Origin of the sequence: Kitasatospora sp. NPDC048286 (assembly GCF_043201735.1) — a bacterium.
Taxonomy (GTDB): Bacteria; Actinomycetota; Actinomycetes; order Streptomycetales; family Streptomycetaceae; genus Kitasatospora.
This window is the reverse complement of sequence record NZ_JBICZE010000008.1, coordinates 371,610-395,016: the sequence shown is the minus strand read 5'-3', so window position 1 is coordinate 395,016 and position 23,407 is coordinate 371,610. Positions and strand designations below refer to the sequence as shown.

The 23,407-nt window shown below is 73.3% G+C and carries 21 protein-coding genes; 16 read left to right on the top strand and 5 right to left on the bottom strand.

Features of this window, described 5'->3' with window-relative positions:
* Nucleotides 1–16: 16 nt before the first annotated feature.
* Entirely contained in the window at nucleotides 17–748 is a 732-nt protein-coding gene (locus tag ACGF13_RS21770; RefSeq protein ID WP_392877485.1) for a hypothetical protein, read from the bottom strand.
* 217 nt (nucleotides 749–965) lie between these two features.
* Here ACGF13_RS21770 and ACGF13_RS21765 point away from each other — a divergent pair, with 217 nt between their 5' ends.
* The 8 genes from ACGF13_RS21765 to ACGF13_RS21730 all read left to right on the top strand — a co-directional run bounded on the left by ACGF13_RS21765 (nucleotide 966) and on the right by ACGF13_RS21730 (nucleotide 9,667).
* Nucleotides 966–2,138 carry an anion permease gene (locus ACGF13_RS21765; RefSeq protein WP_392877483.1) on the top strand — a complete coding sequence of 391 codons (1,173 nt, stop codon included), beginning with the start codon at nucleotides 966–968 and terminating at the stop codon, nucleotides 2,136–2,138.
* A complete protein-coding gene (locus ACGF13_RS21760) occupies nucleotides 2,135–2,398 on the top strand; it encodes a hypothetical protein (protein ID WP_392877481.1) in 264 nt (87 codons plus the stop codon). The genes ACGF13_RS21765 and ACGF13_RS21760 overlap by 4 nt, the downstream gene beginning before the upstream one ends.
* A 147-nt stretch (nucleotides 2,399–2,545) precedes the next feature.
* Complete coding sequence (locus ACGF13_RS21755; protein ID WP_317620150.1) at nucleotides 2,546–2,638, top strand: Ms4533A family Cys-rich leader peptide; 93 nt, start codon at nucleotides 2,546–2,548, stop codon at nucleotides 2,636–2,638.
* 147 nt (nucleotides 2,639–2,785) lie between these two features.
* Nucleotides 2,786–4,504: an ABC transporter substrate-binding protein gene (locus ACGF13_RS21750; protein ID WP_392877479.1), complete on the top strand. Its 1,719-nt coding sequence runs from the start codon at nucleotides 2,786–2,788 to the stop codon at nucleotides 4,502–4,504.
* 31 nt (nucleotides 4,505–4,535) lie between these two features.
* The gene (locus tag ACGF13_RS21745) at nucleotides 4,536–5,597 is read left to right on the top strand and encodes an ABC transporter permease (RefSeq protein WP_392877477.1); all 1,062 of its coding nucleotides are present in this window, start codon (nucleotides 4,536–4,538) and stop codon (nucleotides 5,595–5,597) included.
* Entirely contained in the window at nucleotides 5,594–6,583 is a 990-nt protein-coding gene (locus tag ACGF13_RS21740; protein ID WP_392877475.1) for an ABC transporter permease, read from the top strand. The genes ACGF13_RS21745 and ACGF13_RS21740 overlap by 4 nt, the downstream gene beginning before the upstream one ends.
* On the top strand, nucleotides 6,580–8,256 hold the full coding sequence (locus ACGF13_RS21735; RefSeq protein ID WP_392877473.1) for an ABC transporter ATP-binding protein: 1,677 nt from the start codon (nucleotides 6,580–6,582) through the stop codon (nucleotides 8,254–8,256). Before ACGF13_RS21740 ends, ACGF13_RS21735 begins: the two co-directional genes overlap by 4 nt.
* A 133-nt stretch (nucleotides 8,257–8,389) precedes the next feature.
* Complete coding sequence (locus ACGF13_RS21730) at nucleotides 8,390–9,667, top strand: hypothetical protein (protein ID WP_392877471.1); 1,278 nt, start codon at nucleotides 8,390–8,392, stop codon at nucleotides 9,665–9,667.
* A 40-nt stretch (nucleotides 9,668–9,707) separates the two neighbouring features.
* Here ACGF13_RS21730 and ACGF13_RS21725 read toward each other — a convergent pair whose 3' ends face one another.
* The 4 genes from ACGF13_RS21725 to ACGF13_RS21710 form a co-directional block, all read right to left on the bottom strand.
* Complete coding sequence (locus tag ACGF13_RS21725; RefSeq protein ID WP_392877469.1) at nucleotides 9,708–10,469, bottom strand: maleylpyruvate isomerase family mycothiol-dependent enzyme; 762 nt, start codon at nucleotides 10,467–10,469, stop codon at nucleotides 9,708–9,710.
* 63 nt (nucleotides 10,470–10,532) lie between these two features.
* On the bottom strand, nucleotides 10,533–11,840 hold the full coding sequence (locus ACGF13_RS21720) for an aldehyde dehydrogenase family protein (RefSeq protein ID WP_392877467.1): 1,308 nt from the start codon (nucleotides 11,838–11,840) through the stop codon (nucleotides 10,533–10,535).
* 663 nt (nucleotides 11,841–12,503) lie between these two features.
* On the bottom strand, nucleotides 12,504–12,737 hold the full coding sequence (locus tag ACGF13_RS21715; RefSeq protein ID WP_392877465.1) for a DUF4279 domain-containing protein: 234 nt from the start codon (nucleotides 12,735–12,737) through the stop codon (nucleotides 12,504–12,506).
* Between the two features lie 121 nt (nucleotides 12,738–12,858).
* Nucleotides 12,859–13,986: an NADH:flavin oxidoreductase gene (locus ACGF13_RS21710; protein WP_392877463.1), complete on the bottom strand. Its 1,128-nt coding sequence runs from the start codon at nucleotides 13,984–13,986 to the stop codon at nucleotides 12,859–12,861.
* Between ACGF13_RS21710 and ACGF13_RS21705 the strand changes: the two genes are divergently transcribed.
* The 8 genes from ACGF13_RS21705 (at nucleotide 13,985) to ACGF13_RS21670 (ending at nucleotide 23,287) form a co-directional block, all read left to right on the top strand.
* Nucleotides 13,985–14,116 carry a hypothetical protein gene (locus ACGF13_RS21705; RefSeq protein WP_392877461.1) on the top strand — a complete coding sequence of 44 codons (132 nt, stop codon included), beginning with the start codon at nucleotides 13,985–13,987 and terminating at the stop codon, nucleotides 14,114–14,116. The genes ACGF13_RS21710 and ACGF13_RS21705 overlap by 2 nt on opposite strands.
* Nucleotides 14,117–14,261: 145 nt before the next feature.
* Nucleotides 14,262–15,461: an FAD-dependent oxidoreductase gene (locus ACGF13_RS21700; protein WP_392877459.1), complete on the top strand. Its 1,200-nt coding sequence runs from the start codon at nucleotides 14,262–14,264 to the stop codon at nucleotides 15,459–15,461.
* Between the two features lie 116 nt (nucleotides 15,462–15,577).
* Nucleotides 15,578–16,999 carry a rhodanese-like domain-containing protein gene (locus tag ACGF13_RS21695; RefSeq protein ID WP_392877457.1) on the top strand — a complete coding sequence of 474 codons (1,422 nt, stop codon included), beginning with the start codon at nucleotides 15,578–15,580 and terminating at the stop codon, nucleotides 16,997–16,999.
* Nucleotides 16,996–17,850, top strand: a complete 855-nt coding sequence (locus ACGF13_RS21690; RefSeq protein WP_392877455.1) for a sulfite exporter TauE/SafE family protein — start codon at nucleotides 16,996–16,998, stop codon at nucleotides 17,848–17,850. Before ACGF13_RS21695 ends, ACGF13_RS21690 begins: the two co-directional genes overlap by 4 nt.
* Before the next feature lie 210 nt (nucleotides 17,851–18,060).
* Nucleotides 18,061–18,840, top strand: a complete 780-nt coding sequence (locus ACGF13_RS21685) for a GntR family transcriptional regulator (protein WP_392877453.1) — start codon at nucleotides 18,061–18,063, stop codon at nucleotides 18,838–18,840.
* A gap of 226 nt (nucleotides 18,841–19,066) precedes the next feature.
* Entirely contained in the window at nucleotides 19,067–21,442 is a 2,376-nt protein-coding gene (locus ACGF13_RS21680) for a phosphoketolase (RefSeq protein WP_392877451.1), read from the top strand.
* 44 nt (nucleotides 21,443–21,486) lie between these two features.
* Nucleotides 21,487–22,278 (top strand): universal stress protein, encoded by a 792-nt coding sequence (locus tag ACGF13_RS21675; RefSeq protein ID WP_392877449.1) that lies wholly within the window; start codon nucleotides 21,487–21,489, stop codon nucleotides 22,276–22,278.
* Between the two features lie 148 nt (nucleotides 22,279–22,426).
* Nucleotides 22,427–23,287 carry a universal stress protein gene (locus tag ACGF13_RS21670; RefSeq protein WP_392877447.1) on the top strand — a complete coding sequence of 287 codons (861 nt, stop codon included), beginning with the start codon at nucleotides 22,427–22,429 and terminating at the stop codon, nucleotides 23,285–23,287.
* The last annotated feature ends 120 nt before the right edge of the window (nucleotides 23,288–23,407 follow it).

Sequence of the window (23,407 nt, the reverse complement as noted above, 5' to 3'; positions counted from 1 at the left end):
ACGGGCGATCATGAGGCTACCGGAACAGGTAGCCGAAGACGGCGTCACCCACCCGCTGGTCGGTGACCTCGGCGGCGTTGGCCTCCTCGCGGGCGAACTTGACCGCCTGCTGGAGCTTCTCCACCCGCTCGGCCAGCTCGTTCACCCGGCGGGCCGGCAACGCGCCGGAGAACTTGACCGTGGTCCAGTAGCCGACCGCGACGTCCTCGTAGTAGACCTCGACCTGGGCCGGGTGCTTGTCCGTGGCCTCGGCCTTGACGTGGTTGCGCGGCACCTTCTTGGTCCGGATGGTGCGCACCGGCTCGGTCTTCCAGGAGTCGGTGGACGGGTCGAGGTTCCAGGACTCGGAGGCGTCCAGCACCGGGAGCTTCTTCACGAAGGTGAACAGGTCGGTGAGCTGCTTCTCCAGGAAGAGCAGGTACGGCACCGGCACCCGCGCGAGGAGGACCTGGCCGTCCACCACCACGTCGGCGGAGGCACCGACGTTGGCCCAGTCCTTGGTGGCCGTCACGTCGAAGAGCCGGGTGAGGGTCTGCGCGGTGGAGCGCAGGATGTCCTCGGCCTTCAGCTGCACGCGGGTGGACTCCGGCGGCAGCTGCTCGCCCTCCTCGTCCTTGGGCTGGTAGGTGCGGGAGATCCCTGCCAGCAGCGCGGGCTTCTGCAGGTCCTGGTGGGCCTGGGTCAGCTCCTGGAAGGACTTGGACTTGACGCCCTTTTCGACGGCGATGATCTGGTTCAGCTTTGCCACGTCCGGGACGCTAGCAGGATCGAACTGATCAGCGACAGCGAATTACTGACCGGGCGCCGGCCCGAGTGCCGGTCGGACCCCGGCGGCCGGGACCGTACGGGCGCTCCTCGCCGGTTCCGCGGCGTGCTGGGCCGATCGGATGGAGCCTCGCGGTTCCCGGTCCGCCCCGGTGGTGGGAGCGCGGGGCGGTAGCGGTGCGCGGGCTAGGTTCGTCCCCGTGACCGGCAACGACGTAGTTCTGGCGCTGGTGGTGGTCACCGCGCTGGGTTTCGACTTCACCAACGGCTTCCACGACACCGGCAACGCCATGGCGACCTCGATCGTCACCGGAGCCCTCCCGCCGCGCGTCGCGGTCGGGATCTCGGCGGTACTGAACCTGGTGGGCGCGTTCCTGTCGACCGCGGTCGCCGCCACGATCGCCAGCGGCCTGGTGGAGAGCGCCGACGTGACGCTGACCGTGGTCGTGGCGGGCCTGACCGGCAGCATCCTGTGGAACCTGACGACCTGGTACGTCGGGATCCCGTCCAGTTCCTCCCACGCGCTGGTCGGCGGCGTGGTCGGGGCGACCATGGCGGCGGCCGGGGCGTCCGCCGTCAAGTGGCAGGGCCTCGTCTCCAAGGTGATCGTGCCGGCCGCGCTGTCGCCGGTCATCGCCGGGTCGGTCGCCGCGCTCGGCACCTACCTCGTGTACCGCGTGACCCGCGGCGTCGCCGAAGGCTCGCGGACGCGCGGCTTCCGCGGCGGCCAGGTCGGTTCGGCCTGCATGGTCTCGCTCGCCCACGGCACCAACGACGCGCAGAAGACCATGGGCGTCATCACCCTGGCCCTGATCGCCAACGGAACGCTGAACGCCGGGGCGAAGGCGCCGGACTGGGTGATCGCCTCCTGCGCCACGGCCATCGCCCTGGGCACCTACATCGGCGGCTGGCGGGTCATCAGGGCCCTGGGCAAGGGGCTGGTGGAGATCGAACCGCCGCAGGGGATGGCCAGCGAGTCGGCCTCGGCCGCCGTCATCCTCTGCTCCGCCGACTTCGGCTACTCGCTCTCCACCACCCACGTCGCCACCGGGTCGATCCTCGGATCGGGGGTCGGCAGGAGCGGCGCGGTCGTGCGGTGGAACATTGCCCGCCGCATGGTGGTGGCCTGGGTGCTCACCCTCCCGGCCGCGGGGCTGGTCGGGGCGCTGGCCTACTGGGCCGCCAACGGGATCGGCGGCGCCGCCGGCGTGGTGGTCGTCTTCATCGTGTTGGTGGCGGCCTCGGTCGCCTTCTACGCCGCGTCCCGCCACCCGGCCGTCACGCCGGAGAACGTCAATGCCGCCTGGACGGGCTCGGTCGTCCCCGAGCCCGTCGTCGAGGAGCCGGCCCGCACGGACGAGGTGGCCTCGTGAACCCCTGGATCGATCTGAACGCGGTCTGGAAGATCGTCGTGGTCGGCTTCCTCGCCGGTGCCGGCCTGCCCGCGGTGTTCGCCGTCGGTGTGCGCGCCCTCTACCCCCCGGTCGGGCCGGTCGGGGGCGGGGTCGGGGGTGCGGCCGGGGCGTCACGCGCCAGGGCCGGGGCGTTCGGCGTCACCGTCGCCGCCGTGTGCTTCGCGGTGGTCCTCGCCGCGATCGGCTGGGGCATCTCCATCATCGTCAACCACAGCTGAGCGTCCGGGTCCGGTCCGCCGATGGTTCCGGCGGCAGGGAAACGAGCCGCGGCACCCCCGCCCGGAAATCCCTGACGGTCGTTCCTCGGAGGGGGGACCGAATCCGGAGTTTTGACATTCCGCTTAAAGTCATACAGTCTTCTCGGCATGTCTGACCGTCACCCGATCGAGTGCGCCGCCATTGAGCTGGCGCTGATCGGCGTGGCCGCGCACTGCGTTTCCGACAATCTCTGTCGCTGAATCCGCCTGTCCCGAAGCCTTCGCGGTGATCGCCGCGCTTCGGGGCGTCGCCCCTTCCCGCGGGCGCGGTGCCGCTCAATCTTCCCGAGGCCTCACTGTCGCCCGCCTTCCTCCGTACACCATCGGTAGCGAAAGGCTCCCTTTCCGATGTCTCGAACCACCTTCACCCCTCGCCGCCTCGCCCTGGCGACCGTCACCGCCGCGCTCGTCGTCGGGCTGGCGGCGTGCGGACCGAAGGCCGACGGCGGTGGTGGCACCGGCAAGGACGCCGCACCGCAGCAGGGCGGCACCCTCACCGTCCTCAACCAGCTCCCGCAGGAGCAGTTCGACCCCGCACGGCTCTACACCTCCGGCGGCGGCAACGTCCCCTCCCTGGTCTTCCGCACCCTCACCACCCGCAACCGGGTCGACGGCGCGGCCGGCACCAAGGTCGTCCCCGACCTCGCCACCGACACCGGCACCCCCTCGGAGGGCGCCACGGTGTGGACGTACCACCTCAAGGACGGCCTGAAGTTCGAGGACGGCTCGCCGATCACCACCGCCGACATCAAGTACGGCATCGAGAGGTCATTCGCGCCCGAACTCTCCGGTGGCGCACCGTTCCTGAGGGACTGGCTGGTCGGCGCCGCCGACTACCAGGGCCCGTACAAGGACGGCCGCACCCTGGACGCCATCGAGACGCCGGACGAGAAGACCATCGTCTTCCGCCTCAACAAGCCCGAGGGCGACTTCCCCTACCTCGCCACCCAGACGCAGTTCGCGCCCGTCCCGAAGGCCAAGGACACCGGGACCAAGTACCAGGACCACCCCGTCTCCTCCGGCCCCTACCAGGTCGTCAAGAACGAGAACGACGGCACGCACCTCGTCCTCAAGCGCAACCCCAACTGGTCGGCGGCGACGGACGACCAGCGCAAGGCGTACCCCGACACCGTCGACGTGCAGTCCGGGCTCGACCCGGCGGTGATCAACCAGCGGCTCACCGCGAGCACCGGGGCCGACGCGGCAGCCGTCACCACCGACACCAACCTCGGCCCCTCCGAACTCGCCCAGGTCAAGGACGACAAGGCCCTCGCCGCGCGGGTCGGCACCGGCCACTTCGGCTTCGTCAACTACCTGGCGTTCAACCCCAAGGTCAAGCCCTTCGACGACCCCAAGGTCCGGCAGGCCGTCGCCTACGCGATCAACCGCACCTCGGTGGTCAACTCCGTCGGCGGCTCCTCGCTCGCCGAGCCCGCCACCACCTTCCTGCCCAACCAGGAGACCTTCGGGTACACGCCGTACGACCCGTTCCCGGCCGGCGCCACCGGCAACCCGGAGAAGGCCAAGGAGCTGCTGAAGGAGGCCGGTTACCCGGACGGCCTGACCATCACGCTCACCCACTCCACCGCAGCCGGCAAGGCCTACGGCCCGGACGTGGCCACCGCCGTCCAGGACGGGCTGAAGGCGGCCGGGATCACCGTCCAGCTGGAGCCCCTGGACTCCACCAGGTACTCCAAGACGATCCACGGCGTCGGCACCGAGCCCGGCCTCTTCCTCACCGGCTGGGGCGCCGACTGGCCGTCCGGCGGCCCGTTCCTGGCGCCGATCTTCGACGGTCGGCAGATCGTCACCGACGGCTCCAACTTCAACACCGCGCAGCTGAACGACCCCTCGGTGAACGACGAGATCGACCAGATCAACAAGATCACCGACCATGCCGAGGCCGCCAAGCGCTGGGGCGCCCTGGACAAGAGCATCGGCGACCAGGCCCTGACCGTCCCGCTGTACCACCCCGTGTACAAGCGGCTGTCCGGCAAGGACGTCCGCAACATCGTGATCAGCGACTGGACCGGTGTGCTGGACATCTCCCAGGTCGCGGTCAAGTAACGGCCGGAACGGACGGATCGAACGGACCATCATGGCTCCACAGGAACCCAGCGTCGGGGAGGCCCTCGCGGTCTCCCCGGCCCCCGGGGGACGGCAGGTGTGGCGGCGGCTGCTCGCGCGGCGCACCGCCCTCGCCGCCGGCCTCGTCATCGTCCTGCTCGTCCTGATCGCGGCGGCGGCACCGCTGCTCAGCGCGCTCGAAGGGCAGGACCCCACCAGCTTCCACAACGACCTGCTCGACTCGGCGGCCGGCGGCGTGCCCACCGGCTCCTTCGGCGGCATCAGCGCCGACCACTGGCTGGGCGTCGAACCTGGCACCGGGCGCGACGTCTTCGCCCGGCTCGTCCACGGCGCCCGGATCTCGCTGCTCGTCGCCCTCGGCGCCACCGTCGTCCAGGTCGCCATCGGCGTCCTGGTCGGCCTCGCCGCGGGCCTCGGCAGCCGGGTGCTCGACCAGCTGATCGGCAACACCACCGAGGTGATGCTCGCGCTGCCCTCGCTGGTCTTCGCCATCTCGCTGATGGCCGTGGTGCCCTCCGACTTCCCCCGCCCGCTCCTGCTGACCCTGGTCATCGGGCTGCTGGGCTGGGCCGGCACCTCGCGGATCGTCCGGGCGCAGACGCTCGCCCTCCGGCAGCTCGACTACGTGGCCGCGGCCCGGCTGGCCGGCGCCACCCGGTGGCGGATCGCCCGCCGGGAACTGCTGCCCTCGCTCGCCGCGCCGGTCGTCACCTACGCGTCGGTGCTGCTGCCGGGCAACGTGATCGCCGAGTCCGGGCTGTCCTTCCTCGGGGTGGGCGTCAAGCCGCCGACCTCGTCCTGGGGCCAGATGCTCTCCGGCGCCACCACCTGGTTCCGCGCGGACCCGACGTACGTGCTGCTCCCGTCCGCGCTGCTGTTCGTCACCGTGCTCTCCTTCACCGTGCTCGGCGACGCCGTCCGCACCGAACTCGACCCCCGGGCGGCCTCCCGGCTGCGGGTCGGGGCGTCGAGCGGCGGCACGGCCTCGGCGGGCACGGGGCCCTCCGGCGCCGGTTCGTCGAACGCGGGCCGCCCCGGCCCGTCGAACGCCACCGAGGAGGCCACCGCATGACCCGCTTCCTGCTCCGCAAGGCCCTCGGCATGCTCGGCGTGCTGCTCGCCCTCTCCGTGATCGTCTACGCGGTGTTCTACATCGCCCCCGGCGACCCGGCCCAGCTGGCCTGCGGCGAGAAGTGCAGCCCCGCCCAGGTCGCCCAGGTGCGCGAACGCCTCGGCCTGGACGCCCCCGTGTACCTCCAGTACGCCCACTTCCTCCAGGGCATCGTCGCCGGCCGCGACTTCAGCGCCGGCACCGGACTGCTGCACTGCCCGGCCCCCTGCCTCGGCGTCTCCTACCGCAGCGGCGAGCAGGTCACCGACATGATCACCGCCCGGCTCCCGGTGACGGCCTCGCTGGCACTCGGCGCGATGGTGCTCTGGCTGCTCCTCGGCGTCGGCACCGGGCTGCTCTCCGCGCTGCGCCGCGGCCGGCTCAGCGAGCGCCTGCTGACCGCGCTGACCCTGACCGGCAACTCCGTCCCGGTCTTCGTCCTCGGCCTGGTGCTGCTCATCGTCCTGTGCGCCCAGCTCCAGTGGCTGCCGTTCCCGAGCTACGCGCCGCTCACCGAGGACCCGGAGCAGTGGTTCTGGGGCCTGCTGCTGCCCTGGATCACGCTCGCCCTGATCGAGTCCGCCAAGTACGCCCGGCTGACCCGCTCCTCCCTGCTGGAGACCCTCGCCGACGACCACATCCGGACCTTCCGGGCGTACGGCGTCAGCGAACGGCACCTGGTGACCAGGCACGCGCTGCGCGGCGCGCTCACCCCGGTGATCGCGCTCACCGCCATCGACCTCGGGACGATGTTCGGGGGAGCGGTGCTGACCGAGTCGCTCTTCGGCCTCCCGGGGCTCGGCAAGCTGCTGGTCACCTCCGTCGGCCTGATCGACCTGCCGACCGTCGTCGGACTCACCCTCGTCACCGGGTTCTGCGTGGTCCTCGCCAATGTCGTCGCGGACGTGCTGTACGCGGTGACCGACCGAAGGGTGGTCCTGACGTGAGCACCGAACCCCTCGTCGACGTCCGGGACCTGGTCGTCGACTTCCCGGTCGGCGACGGCCACGTCCGCGCCGTCGACGGCGTGGACTTCACCCTGGAGGCCGGGCAGGCGCTCGGCATCGTCGGCGAGTCCGGCTCCGGCAAGAGCACCGTCGCCTACGGACTGCTCGGCCTGCACCGCGGGACCGGCGCCCGGATCGGCGGCTCCGTCCGGGTCGCCGGCGTCGACGCCGTCACCGCCGAGGACGCGGAACTCCGGCGGCTGCGCGGCGGACTGGCCGCCATGGTGTTCCAGGACCCGCTCTCCGCGCTCGACCCGTACTACGCGGTGGGCGACCAGATCGCCGAGGTCGTACGGGTCCACCGGCCCGTCACCCGCCGGGCGGCCAGGGCCCGGGCCGTCGAGGTGCTCGACCGCGTCGGCATCCCCGACGCGGCGCGGCGCTCGCGGTCGCGTCCGCACGAGTTCAGCGGCGGCATGCGCCAGCGGGTGCTGATCGCGATGGCCCTGGCCTGCGAGCCCCGGCTGCTGGTCGCCGACGAGCCGACGACCGCGCTGGACGTCACCGTCCAGGCCCAGATCCTCGACCTGCTGCACGAGTTGCGCGCGGAGACCGGCGCCGGACTGGTCCTGGTCACCCACGACCTGGGCGTGGTCGCCGGGAGCGTCGACCGCGTGCTGGTCATGAAGGACGGCCGGGCGGTGGAACACGGCCCCGTCACCGAGGTGCTGGGCGCCCCGCGCGAGCCGTACACCCGGGCGCTGCTGTCCGCGGTGCCCCGGGTCGACGCGCCCGGCGCCCCGGAGACGACGGGCCGTCCGAGCGAGCCGGCCGGGGGCGACGTCCTGCTCGAAGCCACCGACCTGCGCCGGGAGTTCGCCCCCCGCGGCACCCTCAGCCGGCGCGCCGCCCCCGTCACCGCCGTGGACGGGGTCTCGCTCACCGTACGGGCCGGCGAGACCCTGGGCATCGTCGGCGAGTCCGGCTCCGGGAAGACCACCCTCGGGCGGATGCTCGTCCGGCTGCTGGAGCCGACCGGCGGGCAACTCCACTACCGGGGGCGCGACATCGGCGCGCTCGGCGAGAAGGAACTGCGCCCGCTGCGGCGCGAGCTGCAGATGGTCTTCCAGGACCCGGTCTCCTCGCTCAACCCGCGCCGCAGCATCGGGGAGTCCGTCGCCGACCCGCTGCGCATCGCCGGAGAGCGCGACGAGCGCCGCATCCGCGCCCGGGTCGGCGAACTCCTCGAACGCGTGGGGCTCGACCCCGACTGGTACCACCGCTATCCGCACGAGTTCTCCGGCGGACAGCGGCAGCGGGTCGGCATCGCCCGGGCGCTCGCACCCCGGCCGCGGCTGATCGTCTGCGACGAACCGGTCTCCGCACTGGACGTCACCACGCAGGCCCAGGTGGTCGAGCTGCTGGGCGAGTTGCAGCGCGACCTCGGCCTCGCGCTGGTCTTCATCGCCCACGACCTCGCCGTGGTCCGGCAGGTCAGCGACCGGGTCGCGGTGATGCGGGCCGGGCGGATCGTGGAGCAGGGCGACGCCGACACGGTGTACGACTCGCCCCAACACGCGTACACCAAGGGGCTGTTGGCCGCCGTACCGGTGCTGGACCCGGCCGAGGCCACCGCCCGGCGCGCCGCCCGGCTGGCGGCCGCCGGAGCCTGACCGGGCACCGGCTCGCACTCCTCGGGGTGCGGGCCGGCCCGGGGGGCGCGCGACCGCCGGTGGGAAACCGGTGGTGACGGTGCGGCGCGGCCGATGGCCCTGTGTGGGCGATCGGTCACCCTAAGGTGATCCCATGCGCGGATCGAAACTCCTGTACGCGGCAGTGGTCCTGATCCTGGGTGCGGCCTCCGTGGCCGTCGCGAGGAACTCCCGGAGCGACACCGCCGAGACCCGCATGGCACCGGCCATCCTGCTGGCCGACGAGTACCACGAGAACCACCTGCGGCCCATCGCCGACGAGATCCACCGACTCGTCGACACCGGCCGCGTCGACGGCGGCGACTTCACCTCGATCGTGTACCACGGCGACGAGCACCGCCTCGACCTCTACTGGAAGGGCCCCGTCCCCGCCGGGATCACCGAGGCCGTCGACTCCTGGCGCACCCGCACCCGCGAACAGATGCGGCACGACCCCGCCGGCCCGGTGAGCCCCGACTACGATGTCCGCTACCACCAGGCCGCCTACTCCCGCTCCGAGATGGACCGGGCCGTCGAACGGTTCGTCACCGCCGTCGGCAACGACACCTCGGAATGGTCCTCGATCTCACCCGCCAACGACGGCAGCGGCCTCCTGCTGACGTACCAGCCGAAGACCACCACGCGCCTCGCGCCGGCGAACGCCCCGGCACGCGACTACGAGACCCGGGCCGAGCAGCTCGCCGGCATCCCCGTCCACGCCGGGACCGGCTCCCCGGAGACCTCCACCCGGGGCGGCCGCACCGGCGACGCCCCGCCCTGGTACGCCGGAGCCGACCTCACCCTGAGCGACAACTCCCGCTGCTCCACCGGAATCCCCGGCTGGGTCGGCAACCGGCGGGTGCTGCTCACCGCCGCCCACTGTCAGACCAGCGGGAACGTCTACAACGGGCAGCGCGTCGTCGGGGAGGTCACCGCCCACGACGACGGCCTCGACGTCGCCGTCGTCACGACCGGCCAGGAGACCGCGGCCCGCTTCTACAGCGGCTCCTGGAACAGCGGCGACTCCCGTCCGCTGTACGGCCCGGCGCGCCTGGACCCGGGCCAGTCCGCCTGCTTCAGCGGCGCCATGTCCGGGTTCCACTGCGAGCTGGAGGTCACGCGCGTGGGCGTCCACTCGTCGTCCGGCCGTACCGACGCGACCGAGGTGAGGTCCCGCAGTGGCGGCGTCGCCGTCGCCCAGGGCGACAGCGGGGGGCCGGCGGTGGCCAACCCGCAGGGCGACGCCATGGCGCCGGTCGGCGTCATCACCGCCGGGAACACCGACACGAAGGTCCCCTGCGGCGCGACGTCGATCCCGACGACCTGCTTCTCTACCGGGTACTACACGCCGCTCGACCCGGTCGCCTCCAGGTTCGGGTTCTCGGCGTCGTGACCGCGCCCGGGCCTCTCGTGCGGCGTGCTCAGGAGCCTTGCTAGAACGCCGAGTTGGCGAACCAGAGGTCCAGCAGTTCCTCGTCTCCGGCGACGGCGACCCCGGGCGCCGAGCGGTCGATCCGGCCGTAGAGGAGGAGCAGCAGGTCGGCGGCGGTGGCCGAGACGGTGGCGTCGGCGGTCGGGTTGTTCGGGTCGGCGGCGTCCAGGCCGAAGCCGTCGGGGCGCAGGCGCACCAGCCAGTCGCCGTCCCCGTCGGTGCGGGTGAAGCGGACCGTGCGGTTGTCGCCGCGGAGTTCCGCCGTGCGCGGGGCGAAGGAGGCGGCGTACGGCAGGTTGGTGAGGAACTCGTCGACGCCGTCCGCGGCGAGGCCCGGGTCGATCTCGGGCTTCAGCCCCAGCGCGAGTTCGGCGTCGGCGCGGTGGACGAGGGTCTCGAAGAGCATCCGGCGCACCCAGAACCGGGCGTGCTGATCGGCGCCCCAGGCCCACATCGGGGCGTTGAGGTCGGTCTCGGTGAACGTCGCCCCGGCCTCCGCGCCGGCCTCGGTGAGCCACGCCGGGTAGTCCTCCGCCCGCTCGGGGAGCTTCAGGTCGACGTCCCGGCTGGTGGGCGGTGCCTGGATGCGCTGCCGCAGCAGGACGGTGAACCAGCGTTGGACGCTGCCGGCGTGGCGGAGGAGGTCGGTGAGGCTCCAGCCGGGACAGCTGGGGACGGGCGTGGTCGGGTCGGCGGACCGGACGGCGGTGGCGAACCGGTCGGTCTCGGCGGCCACGGCGGTGACGTGCTCGTTCGGGGTCATGGGTGGAAGCTCCGGGGGCAGGGGTTGGCAGGGGTTGGTGCGGTCTCGGCCGGGCGGCGCGGGTCAGGCGAGGGGCTTGTCGACGACGGCCTTGGTGTGGCTGAACGTGTCGATCGAGTACTCGCCGTGGTAGCGGCCCATGCCGCTCTCGCCGACGCCGCCGAACGGCAGCTCGGGCATCGCCAGGTGCGAGACCGGCAGACCGAAGCTGAGCGCGCCGGAGGAGGTCTCCTCGGCCAGTCGCCGCTTGGTGTCCGCGGACTCGGTGAAGGCGTAGAGGGCGAGCGGCTTGTCGCGCTCGTTGATGAACGCGATCGCCGCGTCGAGGTCGGGCACCGGCAGGACGGGCAGGATCGGGCCGAAGATCTCGGTCCGCATCACCGGGGCGGTCGCGGGCACGTCGGCGAGGACGGTCGGGGCCAGGTAGCGGGTGGCGCGGTCGTGCTCGCCGCCGACGACGGTCCGCCCGTCGCCGAGCAGCGCGGTGAGCCGGTCGAAGTGGCGCTCGTTGACGATCCGTCCGTACTCCGTGCTCGCGGCCGGGTCCTCGCCGAACAGCTCCCGCACCGCGTCGGCCAGTTCGCGTTCCAGGGCGGCCGCGGTGTCGCCGACGGCGAGGACGTAGTCGGGGGCGACGCAGGTCTGTCCGGCGTTGAGGAACTTGCCGCGGGCGATCCGCCGGGCGGTGACGGCGAGGTCGGCGCCGGGGTCGACCACGACCGGGCTCTTGCCGCCGAGTTCCAGGGTGACCGGGGTGAGGTGCCGGGCGGCGGCGGCCATGACGATCCGTCCGACGGTGCCGTTGCCGGTGTAGAAGATGTGGTCGAAGCGCTGCTCCAGCAGAGCGGTGGTCTCCGGGACGGCGCCCTCGACGACCGCGACCGCCTCCTCACCGAGGTAGCGCGGCAGCAGTTCGGCGATGGCCGCGGAGGTCGCGGGGGCGAGTTCGCTGGGCTTGACGAGGGCGGTGTTCCCGGCCGCCAGGGCGCCGATCAGCGGGGCCAGGGCGAGCTGGAGCGGGTAGTTCCAGGGCGCGATGATCAGCACCACGCCCAGCGGGTCGCGGACGACCCGGGCTTCGGCGGGGCGGAAGAACTCCGGTACGGCGGCCGGCCTCGGCTCCAGCCACTCCGCCAGGTTTCGTACGGTGTGGTCGAGTTCGTTGAGGGTGAAGCCGATCTCGGTCCGGTACGCCTCGGTGGCGCTCTTGCCGAGGTCGGCGTGCAGGGCCTGCTGGAACACCTCGGCCTGCTCGGTGAGCAGTGCGCGCAGGGCGGCCAGCTTGTCCAGGCGCCAGGCGAGCGGCCTGGTGCGGCCGGTGGAGAATTCGGCCCGCAGGCGGGCGACCACGGAAGGGATGGCGTCGGTCATGAGGGTCTCGCGGTCTTGAGGTGGGGAGACGGTGCTTGCTGGCAGAAATTTTCACTACCTGAAGTAATGGTGACCCTAGGGATGAAAGGTTGAGATTGTCAAGCATCCTCCGTCGGGTGGGTTGACCGGCCGGTTGACCGGCTGGCCGGCCGGACGTCAGGGGCGGTAGACGGTGAGCCTGTGGGTGGCCGGGCAGCGGCAGCGGGCCGTGTCGCGCGCGCGAGCAACTGCGGGAGGAGGTGTGGGTCGTCCGGGCCGGGGCAGGCGTGTGAGCCGCTGCCGAAGACGGCCTGGGTGGCGGCCGGGTCGGGGGTCGGGGGTCGGGGGCTCACACGCGCCCGGGGAGACGCCGGTCGGCGGGCCTTTGGGGCGGGCGGTTTCGGCGGGGGAGAGGGGCCTGCCGTCGGTGGGTGCCGGTCAGTCGGCGGCGGGGTCCGGCGTCATGTCGTACTCGTCGACGTCGAGGACGGCTCCGGTGGCGTGCAGGAAGTCGAGCACGCCGCGGTCGAGGTGCCAGCCGAAGAGGTTGGGGTCGGCGGTGTCCGCGTCGGCCTTGCCGGCGGGCGGGTCGGGTTCGTCGTTGAAGTACCGGACGACTTCCAGGACGGCGCTGGGGCCTTCCGGTTCCTCGGCGTCCAGGCGGCGGGCGAGGGCGGCGATGGCCTAGGTGTGGGGAGCGAGCCGTTCGAGGACCCGGGCGATCTGCTCGTCGACGCACAGGCCCGGTTCGCGGCAGACGATCTTCCACCGGTGGGCGGCGGGGATGGGCCTGGGTCCGGGGATGCGGCTGCCGCGGACCATGATCTCGTCGGGTTCGAGCCCGAGGACGGCGGCCATGTCCGCTGCGGAGGTGTGGAGGCTGGAGAGCGCGAAGTGGACGTACTGGTCGACCGGCACGGGGAAAGGGTAGGTGCCGTCCGGCCGGGCCGTAAGTGGCGGGCAGTCAGTGCCGGGCCGTAAGTGCCCGACCCCGCCGACGTGTTGCGTCCGCGGTGGGGTCGGGCCCTCGGGGTGGTGGTCAGCTCAGGGTGCGGAGCGAGGCGGCGTCGTAGGGGCGCAGGTCGGCGAAGCGGCCGGAGAGGACCTTGGCGGCCCACTGCGGGTCCTGGAGGAGGGCGCGGCCGACGGCGACCATGTCGAACTCGTCGCGCTCCAGCCGGTCGAGCAGGTTGTCGATGCCCCGGACCGGTGCGCCCTCGCCCGCGAACGCGCGGACGAAGTCGCCGTCGAGGCCGACCGAGCCGACGGTGATGGCGGGGCGGCCGGTGAGCTTCCTGGTCCAGCCGGCCAGGTTGAGGTCGGAGCCGTCGAACTCGGGGATCCAGTAGCGGCGGGTCGAGGCGTGGAAGGCGTCGACGCCGGCCTCGGCGAGCGGGGTGAGGATCGCCTCGAGTTCCTCGGGGCTCTCGGCGAGGCGGGCGTCGTAGTTGTCCGACTTCCACTGGGAATAGCGGAAGATCACCGGGAACTCCGGGGAGACGGCCTCGCGCACCGCGGTGACGAGTTCGGCGGTGAACTTCGTGCGGGCGACCGGGTCGCCGCCGTAGGCGTCGGTGCGGCGGTTGGTGCCCGCCCACAGGAACTGGTCGAGCAGGTAGCCGTGGGCGCCGTGCAGTTCGACGCCGTCGAAGCCGATCCGCTCGGCGGCCGCGGCGGCCTCGGCGAACGCGCCGATGACGGCGTCCAGGTCGGCCCGGGTCATCGCCCGCCCCGTGCCCCCGGTGCCGTTCAGCCGGATGCCGGACGGGCCGACGGCGGGGGCGTCGGCGAACGGTGGGTCGCCCTGCTTGCGGACCATGCCGATGTGCCAGAGCTGCGGCACGATGGTGCCGCCCGCCGCGTGGACGTCCTCGGCGACGCGGGCCCACCCGGCCAGCTGCTCCTCGCCGTGGAAGCGCGGGATCTCGTCGCTCTGGCCGGCGGACTCGTGGCCGACGTACGTGCCCTCGGTGACGATCAGGCCGACGCCGGCGGCGGCGCGGCGGGCGTAGTACGAGCGCACGTCCTCGCCGGGCACGCCGCCCGGGGAGAACTGGCGTGTCATCGGCGCCATCGCGATGCGGTTGGGCACGGTCAGCCCGTTGATCGTGACGGGTCGGGACAGGATCCCGGCCGCGCGGTCGGCGGCGGTCTCGGTGACGGTCATGGGATTCCTCGCGGTTGCGGTGACGGTGTGGGCGGCGATGTCGATGGCGCACGCCGGGGTGGAAACGGTTGCCCGTACCAACCACCTCGGTGGCCTCGGCATTTCTTCGCGCGCGCTCGGCTCGCTGTGATCCGCGCCACTGTGCGCCACTGCGTGCTGCTGTGCCGGCCGCCGCCGTCCGTCCTGCCTCGGAGGCAAATGTACGGACGATAGCTTGCGGTCGATGAGGGGTCTCTCTACTTTAATGTCCGTACATTTCGTGAGGGAGGGACCCCTTGATAACCAGGCATCACCGGATCGTGATCATCGGTGGCGGGACCGCGGGAATCACCGTCGCGGCCAGGCTCCGCCGCGCGGGCGAGCAGGACGTGGCGGTGCTCGATCCGAGCGATCGTCACTACTACCAGCCGCTCTGGACCTTGGTCGGCGGCGGCCGGGCGCCGCTGTCGGAGAGCATCCGGTCACAGGCGTCCGTCATGCCGAAGGGCGTGGAGTGGATACGCCGCGCCGCGGTCGCCGTCGACCCCGAGGCCCGGGAAGTGACGCTGGACGACGGCGGCGCCGTCTCCTACGACCACCTCGTGGTCTGCCCCGGCATCCAGCTGGACTGGGACCGGGTGCCCGGGCTGGAAGCCGGGCTCGGCAAGGACGGCCTGTCCAGCAACTACCTGCCCCAGTACGCCCCCGCGACCTGGCGCTTCATCCGCGAGACCCGCTCCGGCAGCGCGGTGTTCAGCATGCCGACCGGCGCCGTCAAGTGCGGCGGCGCCCCGCAGAAGATCGCCTACCTGGCCGCCGACTACTGGCGCCGGCAGGGCGTGCTCGGCAAGATCGACGTCCACCTGGTGATCCCCGGCGCCGCCATCTTCGGCGTCCCCGAGTTCGCCCGCGTGCTCGACGGCGTGGTGCGCCGGTACGGCATCAAGGTCCACTACGGGAGCGAGGTCACCGAGGTCCGCCCGGACGCCCGCGAGGTGGTCGTCACCGACCTGGGGAGCGGGGGCACGACGACCCTGCCGTACGACGTCGCCCACGTGGTGCCGCCGCAGAGCGCCCCGGACTGGGTCAAGCGCAGCCCGCTCGCCGGGGCCGACGACCCGGCCGGCTACGTCGAGATCGACAAGCACACGATGCGGCACGTCCGGTACCCCAACGTGTGGGCGCTCGGCGACGCCGGCTCCTCCCCGAACTCCAAGACCGGCGCCGCGGTGCGCAAGCAGGCGCCCGTACTCGTCGAGAACCTCCTCGCCGCCCTCAACGGCCGGGTGCCCAAGGCCTCCTACGACGGCTACTCCTCCTGCCCGCTGACCACCGCCCGCAACAAGATGCTGCTCGCGGAGTTCGACTACAGCGGGCGGCCCACCCCGTCGATCCCGGTGATCGACACCATCCGCGAGCGCACCGACATGTGGTACCTCAAGCGGCGCGGCCTGCCGTTCCTCTACTGGAACCTCATGCTCCGCGGGCTCGCCTGACCGGTACGGGCGCACCCCGGCCCCCGCACAGCCCGCCGCACCGCCGCGACACCCCACCCCATGCCCCGCCCGCACGGCCGCGGGGCTCAACCACCGCCCACCCTCAGGAGCTTGAGATGACGACCGCCGGACCCCTGGTCTTCGTGCAGTTCTACCTGGACTGCCTCTCCCACGCCTCGTACCTCGTCGGCGACCGCACCACCGGCCGGGCCGTCGTGGTCGACCCCCAGCGCGACGTCCACGACTACCTCGCCACCGCCGAACAGCACGGCCTGACCATCGAGCGGGTCATCGAGACCCACATCCACGCGGACTTCCTCTCCGGCCACCTGGAGCTGGCCGAGCGCACCGGCGCGCGCATCTCCTACGGCTCCGCCGCCGCGCTCGACTTCGACACCGACCCGCTGGGCGACGGCGAGCACCTCGGCCTCGGCGCCGTCGACCTGGAGATCCTGCACACCCCGGGCCACACCCCGGAGTCGATCTGCGTCGTCGTGCGCGAACAGGCCGGTGACGCCGTCCCGTTCGGCGTGCTCACCGGCGACACGCTGTTCATCGGCGACGTCGGCCGCCCCGACCTGCTCAGCTCGCGCGGCCGCTCCGCCGAGGAGATGGCCCGCCTGCTGTACCGCTCCACCCGCGCCCTGCTGACCCTCCCCGACGACACGCGCGTCTACCCGGCGCACGGAGCCGGCTCGGCCTGTGGCAAGAACCTCTCCACCGAACTGAGCTGCACGATCGGCAACCAGCGCGGCGGCAACTACGCCCTGGCCGACATGACCGAGGACGAGTTCGTCGCCGTGGTGACCGACGGCCAGCCCGCCGCGCCCGCCTACTTCGCCTTCACCTCGGTGCGCAACCGCCAGGCCCGCCCGGTCCTCGACGAGGACACCCCCGTCCCGCCGCTCACCCCGGAGGAGTTCCTCCAGGCCCGGGCCGGCGGCGCCACCGTGCTCGACACCCGGGACCCGGAGGCGTTCGCCGCCGCCCACCTGCACGGCGCGGTCAACATCCCCCTCGGCGGCCGCTTCGCCGAACTCGCCGGCCAGGTGCTGGACGCCCAGGAGGCCGTCATCCTGTGCGGCGACGCGGACACCGCACTCGAGGCCCGGAACCGGCTGGCCAGGATCGGCTTCGACCGCGTCCTGGGCGCCCTGGCCGCGCCGGTGGACGCCGTCGGCGCCGCGCACCTGACCGAGGTCGTGCGGGTGGACGCCGACGAGCTCGCGGACCGACTCACCGAGGGCGCGGACGACGTCGAACTGCTGGACGTGCGCGGCCCCGGCGAGATACGCGAGAAGGGCACCATTCCCGGCGCCCGGCTCCTCCCGCTGCCCGAACTGCTCGCCCGCCTCGGCGAGTTGCCGACCGAACAGCCGCTGACCGTGGTCTGCGCCGGCGGCAACCGCTCCTCGGTGGCCGCGTCCGTGCTGCGCGCCCGAGGCTTCGAGGCCACCGACCTGCGCGGCGGCTTCGCCGCCTGGCACGGCGAGGTCCTCCACCCCGCCGACCAGGCCTCGGACGGCGTCACGGCGTGAGCGTCCTGATCACCGCTCTGCTCTGCGGAGCCGTGGTCGGCGTGGCGCTCGGCGCGCTGGGCGGTGGCGGGGGAGTGCTCGCGGTCCCGGCCCTGGTGTACCTGCTGGGCCTGCCGCCCTCCGAGGCCGGGACCACCAGCCTGGTCATCGTCACCGCCACCACCGTCACCGCGCTCGTCCGCCACTCCGGCACCGGCAACGTCAAGTGGCGCACCGGCGCGCTGTTCGCCACGGCCGGCGTCATCCCCGCCATCGGGGCCTCCCTGCTCGCCCACCGCATCCCGCAACCGGTGCTGACCGCCGCGTTCGCCGTCCTGGCCGCGCTGGCCGCCGCGGCGATGCTGCGCGGCACCCGAACCGCGGGGCGGACACCGGCCGCGGATGGCGGCGTGGCGGCGGGTGGCGTGGCGGCGGGTGGCGTGGCGGCGGGTGGCGCCGAGGAGGGCGCCGCGGACGGAGCGTCCGCGAAGCCGGCCGGCCGGGAGGGGTACGCGAGTACGGTCGCGGCCGGAGCAGGCCTCGGGGCGGTGACCGGACTGCTGGGAGTCGGCGGCGGCTTCCTCGCGGTGCCCGCGCTGGTGTCCGTGCTCCGGCTGCCGATGCGCAAGGCCGTCGGCACCAGCCTGGTGGTCGTCCTGATCAACTCGGTCGTCTCCCTCGCCACCCGCCTGACGGTCACGGGCGTGTCCATCGATCCGGCGATCTTCGGGCCGTTCGTGGGCGCCGCCGTCCTCGGCGCCTGGGACGGCAAGCGACTGGCGGCGAAGCTCTCCGGGGCCGCGCTGCAGCGGGCCTTCGCCGTCGTCCTGCTCGCGGTGGCGGCGTTCATGCTGGTCGGCGCCTTCGCCTGACGGCCGCCGCACGACGACCGCGGCCCGCGCGACCGCCGCCCGGGGCACCCCGCCCGGGCGGCGGTCGCCGCCCGTCGTGCCCGATCGCCGCCCGATCGGCGCGCCCGGCGGGACCGGCGGCCGTCGATTTTGTGCTATCCCCCCGGAGGTACGAACATTCACCTCGTGTCCCGCACCACCCACCCGACCCCTGATCCCCAGGAAGACGCCGTGACCTCCGAGCCCGGCCCCAGGACCCTCGCGCGAGCCCCGGGCAATCCGCTCTGGGCGCAGCTGCGCGCCGACCTGCTGCGCCGGCTCGACGAGGGCGAGTTCCGCGACGTCTTCCCCGGCGAGCACGACCTCGTCGCCGAGTACCAGGTCAGCCGGCACACGGTCCGCGAGGCCCTGCGCAAGCTCCGCGAGGAGGGCCTCGTCACCGCCCAGCGCGGCAAGGCCTCGCGGTTCACCGCGAGCCGCCCCCTGGAGCAGGACATCGGTGAGGCGTACAGCCTCTTCCGCTCCGTCGAGGAGGTCGGCGCCGTCCAGCGCAGTGTCGTGCGCGCGCTCGACCGGCGTGCCGACGGCGTCATCGCCGCCCGACTGGGCCTCGAGGAGTCCACGCCGCTCGTCTACCTCGAACGCGTCCGCCTGGCGGACGAGGAACCGCTGGCCGTCGACCGGATCTGGCTCCCCGCCGACCTGGCCGACCCGCTGCTCGACGTCGACTTCACCCACACCGCGCTCTACGACGAGCTCGAACGCCACTGCGGCACCCGCATCCGCGGCGGCTGGGAACGCATCCGCGCCGTGGTCCCCGGCCGGGGGGAGCGCATCCTGCTCGACTGCCCCGAGACCACCGCGCTGCTCGCGATCGACCGGCTCGGCCGCGATGCCGACGGGCGTGCGATCGAGTGGCGGCAGACGCTCGTCCGCGCGGACCGCTTCGCCGTCGCCGCCGCGTTCTCCGCCCACGACTACCGGCTGGGCGCCCCGGTCCAGACACCCTGACGGGACCGCACGCTCCCGGCCGAACAGGCGGGTGCGCGCGGCGCGGGGCCGTCCGGACGAACGCGGGGCCGTCCGGATGAAAACCTGGACGGCAGGGACCACCGGCCCCCGGCGCCCGGTGGAATGTGGCCTGTTGGGCCCTGAGCAGGCTCCGGCCGAGGGGCGACGATGGGAGCGGCCGGCCGCCGGCGGCCGGAGAGCCGACAGACCCGAGGAGTGCGCACCCATGCCCGTCGACCCCAGCACGGCTTCCGGTGGACCCTCCGACGAGGAGATCCGCGCGCTCGACGCCCACTGGCGGGCCGCCGACTACCTGTCGGCGGGACAGATCTACCTGATGGCCAACCCCCTGCTGCGCGAGCCGCTGCGCCCGGAGCACATCAAGCCCCGCCTGCTCGGCCACTGGGGCACCTCGCCCGGCCTCAACCTGGTGCACACCCACCTCAACCGGGTGGTCAGGGCGCGGGACCTGGACGCGATCTGCGTCTGGGGCCCCGGGCACGGCGGGCCCGCCGTCCTGGCGAACTCCTGGCTCGACGGAACCTACAGCCAGACCTACCCGAGCGTCACCCGCGACGAGTCCGGCATGGCCCGGCTGTTCCGGCAGTTCTCCTTCCCCGGAGGCGTGCCCAGCCACGTCGCGCCCGAGACACCGGGCTCCATCCACGAGGGCGGCGAGCTCGGCTACGCGCTCTCGCACGCGTACGGCGCCGCCTTCGACAACCCCGGTCTGCTGGTCGCCTGCGTGATCGGCGACGGTGAGGCCGAAACCGGACCGCTGGCGGCCTCCTGGCACGGCAACAAGTTCCTCGACCCCGTCCACGACGGCGCCGTGCTGCCGATCCTGCACCTCAACGGCTACAAGATCGCCAACCCGACCGTGCTCGCCAGGCTGCCCGAGGAGGAACTCGACGCGCTCCTGCGCGGGTACGGCCACCTCCCGCTGTACGTCGGCGGCGACGACCCACTGACCGTCCACCGGGCCATGGCCGAGGCCATGGACACCGCCCTGGACCGGATCGCCGCCCTCCAGCACGAAGCCCGCACGGGAGGCACCGGGCGTCCGCGGTGGCCGCTCATCGTGCTGCGCACCCCCAAGGGCTGGACCGGACCCGCAGAGGTCGACGGCGTGCCGGTGGAAGGCACCTGGCGCGCCCACCAGGTGCCGCTGGACCAGGTGCGGGACAACCCCGCCCACCTCGCCCAGCTGGAGGAGTGGCTGCGCTCCTACCGGCCCGAGGAGCTCTTCGACGAGCACGGCCGGCCCGCGGCCGAGGTGCTGGCCTGCGTCCCCGACGGCGACCGCCGCCTCGGGGCGAACCCGCACGCCAACGGCGGCCTGCTGCTGCGCGACCTGCCGATCCCGGCGCTGGAGCGCTTCGCCGTGCCTGTCGACAAGCCCGGCAGCACACTGCACGAACCCACCCGGGTGCTCGGCGACCTGCTCGAACAGCTGATGGCCGACACCGCCGAGCGCCGGGACTTCCGTCTGGTCGGCCCCGACGAGACCGCCTCCAACCGGCTCCAGGCCGTCTACGCGGTCACCGGCAAGGCCTGGCAGGCCGAGACCCTGCCCGTCGACGAACACCTCGCCCGCGACGGCCGCGTGCTGGAGATCCTCTCCGAACACACCTGCCAGGGCTGGTTGGAGGGCTACCTCCTCACCGGCCGGCACGGCCTGTTCTCGTGCTACGAGGCCTTCGTCCACATCGTCGACTCCATGGTCAACCAGCACATCAAGTGGCTGCGCACCACCCGGGAACTGCCCTGGCGCGCGCCGATCGCCTCGCTCAACTACCTGCTCACCTCCCACGTCTGGCGCCAGGACCACAACGGCTTCTCCCACCAGGACCCCGGCTTCGTCGACCACGTCCTCAACAAGAGCCCCGAAGTCGTCCGGGTCTACTTCCCGCCGGACGCCAACACCCTGCTCGCGACCGCCGACCACGTCCTGCGCAGCCGCGACCACGTCAACGTCGTGGTCGCCGGCAAGCAGCCCTGCTTCGACTGGCTCACCCTCGACCAGGCCCGCGCCCACTGCGCCCGGGGCGCCGGGATCTGGGAGTGGGCCGGCACCGAGGACGGCACCCGGGAACCGGACGTCGTGCTCGCCTGCGCCGGCGACGTCCCCACCCAGGAGGTCCTCGCGGCCGCCCAGCTGCTCCGCGGCCGGCTGCCCGACCTGGCCGTCCGCGTGGTCAACGTGGTCGACCTGGCCCGGCTGATGCCCGCCGAGGAGCACCCGCACGGCATGCCCGACGCCGAGTTCGACGCCCTGTTCACCCGCGACCGGCCGGTGATCTTCGCCTACCACGGCTACCCGTGGCTGATCCACCGCCTCGCCTACCGGCGCGCCGTCCACTCCCACCTGCACGTGCGCGGGTACAAGGAGTCGGGCACCACCACGACGCCCTTCGACATGGTGGTCCGCAACGACCTCGACCGGTTCCGGCTCGTCATGGACGTCATCGACCGCGTCCCCGGCCTCGCCGTCCGGGCCGCCGCCCTGCGCCAGGAGATGGCCGACCGGCGCACCCTCCACCACGACTGGATCCGCGAGCACGGCACCGACCTGCCCGAGATCACCGACTGGACCTGGTAGGGCTGACTCACCACCAGGGGGCCGACCGTCAGGAGACCAGCACCGTGGACCTACCCGTCGCCGTCGGAGTCGACGGATCCGACCCCAGCCTGGCCGCCGCCGACTGGGCCGCCCGCGAGGCGCTGTCGCTCGGCCGCGCGCTGCGCGTCCTGCACGCGTTGCCCCCGACGTCCGACCCGTCGGGCCGGTCCGCCGGGCGGCGGACCGGCGCCGACCCGCTGCACGAGGTCTGCCGCGTCCTGGCGGTGCGGTTCCCCCGGCTGGAGACCCGCGCCGACGAGGTCCACGACCTCGCCCCCGCGGCGCTGCTGGCCGCGGCGGAGGACGCCGAACTGCTCGTGGTCGGCGCCCGCGGTGCCGGCGGCTTCCCCGGACTGCGGGTCGGCTCCACCGCCCTCCACCTGGCCGCCCGGGCCGGCTGCCCGACGGTGGTCCTGCCGGTGGACCCGCCCGGCCCGGACCCGCGGGAGTGGATCGTGCTGGGCCTGGACGCCCGCCGGCCCGCCGAGGCCGCTCTGGAGTTCGCCTTCGCCGCCGCGGACCGGCACGGGCTGCCGCTGCGCGTCGTGCACGCCCCGGCCGGCGGGGGAGCGGACAGCGAGGACGAACTCCTCGCCCGTCTCCTCGCACCGTGGCGGGCCGCCCGGCCCGGGGTGGAGGCCGTCGCGGAGGGCACGGGCGAGGGAGCCGGCCCGGCGCTGGTGGAGGCGTCGGCCAAGGCCCGTCTGCTGGTGCTGGGCAGGCGACGCCCCCTCCTGGTCGGCGCGCTCGGCCCGATCGGCCATGCCGTGCTGCACCACTCGCTCTGCCCGGTCGCCGTCGTCCCGGAGTCCTGACGTCGTTCCGGAGTCATGACCGGGACCTTCGGGCCATCCCAGGGGCTGCTCGGCCCCTGGGAACGGCCCGCGGCAACCGCGATCGTGGATCGCACACCGGGTCGTCGGCGTCCTCGCCGCGACCGTCCAACGAGGGAGGCCCGTCATCATGCCGTACGCCGTAGTGGTCGGAGTCGACGGATCGGAACCGAGCGCGGCCGCCGCCGAGTGGGCCGCCCGGGAGGCGCACCGCAGTGGCCGGCCGCTGCGGCTGCTCCACGTCGGGGGTACAGGCTCGCCGGCCCCCGGGGAGCCCGACACCGGCGGCGAGCCGCTGCCGCCGTCGGTGCTCGCCACCCGGGACCACCTCGCGAGCGTGCTGCCCGGGCTGGAGCTCACCTGCGACCAGGTGCCCGGGAACCCGGCGTACGCGCTCGCCGCCGCCGGAGGGCGCGACGGCCTGCTGGTGCTCGGCTCGCGCGGCCTGGGAGGGTTCGCCGGGCTGCTGGTCGGCTCGGTCTCGCTGCGGGTGGCGGGCCACGCGAACTGCCCCGTCGTGGTGCTCCGGGCCGGGGCCGACGGTCAGGGCGAGGACTCCGGTGACGTGGTGCTCGGGCTGGACAGCGACCAGGCCTGCCCGGACCTCATCGCCTTCGCCTTCGAACAGGCGGCGGCGCGGGGCGCGACGCTGCGCGTGCTGGAGAGTCGGAAGGTGCCCGCCGGGCCGTACTCGGCCGAGGGCGTGGTCTACCAGCCGGAGGTCAGGGAGGCGCTGGAGGCCGCGGAGCTGACGAGGCTCCAGGAGGCGCTGGCCCCCTGGCGGGAGAAGCACCCGGAGGTCCGGGTCCAGGCCGAGCTCACCGCCTGGTCGGCCGGACGGGCGCTGGTGGAGGCCTCCCGGAGCGCCTGCCTGACGGTGGTGGGGCGCCGCCGGCCCAGGCTCCACCCGGCCGCGCCCTGGCTGGGCTCCGTCACCCATGCCGTCCTCCACCACGCGCACGGCCCGGTCGCGGTCGTGCCGCACGACTGAGACCGGCCCAGCGGACGGGCGGGGGGGGGGGGCGGGAACCTGCGAGCGCACGGCCCGACGCGCCGGCAGCATCGCTCCCACAATCACGGCGAGAGCGCGGTGTCGGGGGTGGACGGGTCG

Bases quoted from the DNA above. Each gene is read 5' to 3' on its own strand.
- ACGF13_RS21725 (WP_392877469.1), bottom strand. From the start codon at position 10,469: ATGACCCCGAACGAGCACGTCACCGCCGTGGCCGCCGAGACCGACCGG.
- ACGF13_RS21755 (WP_317620150.1), top strand. From the start codon at position 2,546: ATGTCTGACCGTCACCCGATCGAGTGCGCCGCCATTGAGCTGGCGCTG.
- ACGF13_RS21710 (WP_392877463.1), bottom strand. From the start codon at position 13,986: ATGACCGTCACCGAGACCGCCGCCGACCGCGCGGCCGGGATCCTGTCC.
- ACGF13_RS21745 (WP_392877477.1), top strand. From the start codon at position 4,536: ATGGCTCCACAGGAACCCAGCGTCGGGGAGGCCCTCGCGGTCTCCCCG.
- ACGF13_RS21670 (WP_392877447.1), top strand. From the start codon at position 22,427: ATGCCGTACGCCGTAGTGGTCGGAGTCGACGGATCGGAACCGAGCGCG.
- ACGF13_RS21750 (WP_392877479.1), top strand. From the start codon at position 2,786: ATGTCTCGAACCACCTTCACCCCTCGCCGCCTCGCCCTGGCGACCGTC.
- ACGF13_RS21695 (WP_392877457.1), top strand. From the start codon at position 15,578: ATGACGACCGCCGGACCCCTGGTCTTCGTGCAGTTCTACCTGGACTGC.
- ACGF13_RS21720 (WP_392877467.1), bottom strand. From the start codon at position 11,840: ATGACCGACGCCATCCCTTCCGTGGTCGCCCGCCTGCGGGCCGAATTC.
- ACGF13_RS21680 (WP_392877451.1), top strand. From the start codon at position 19,067: ATGCCCGTCGACCCCAGCACGGCTTCCGGTGGACCCTCCGACGAGGAG.
- ACGF13_RS21740 (WP_392877475.1), top strand. From the start codon at position 5,594: ATGACCCGCTTCCTGCTCCGCAAGGCCCTCGGCATGCTCGGCGTGCTG.
- ACGF13_RS21705 (WP_392877461.1), top strand. From the start codon at position 13,985: ATGGGATTCCTCGCGGTTGCGGTGACGGTGTGGGCGGCGATGTCGATG.
- ACGF13_RS21730 (WP_392877471.1), top strand. From the start codon at position 8,390: ATGCGCGGATCGAAACTCCTGTACGCGGCAGTGGTCCTGATCCTGGGT.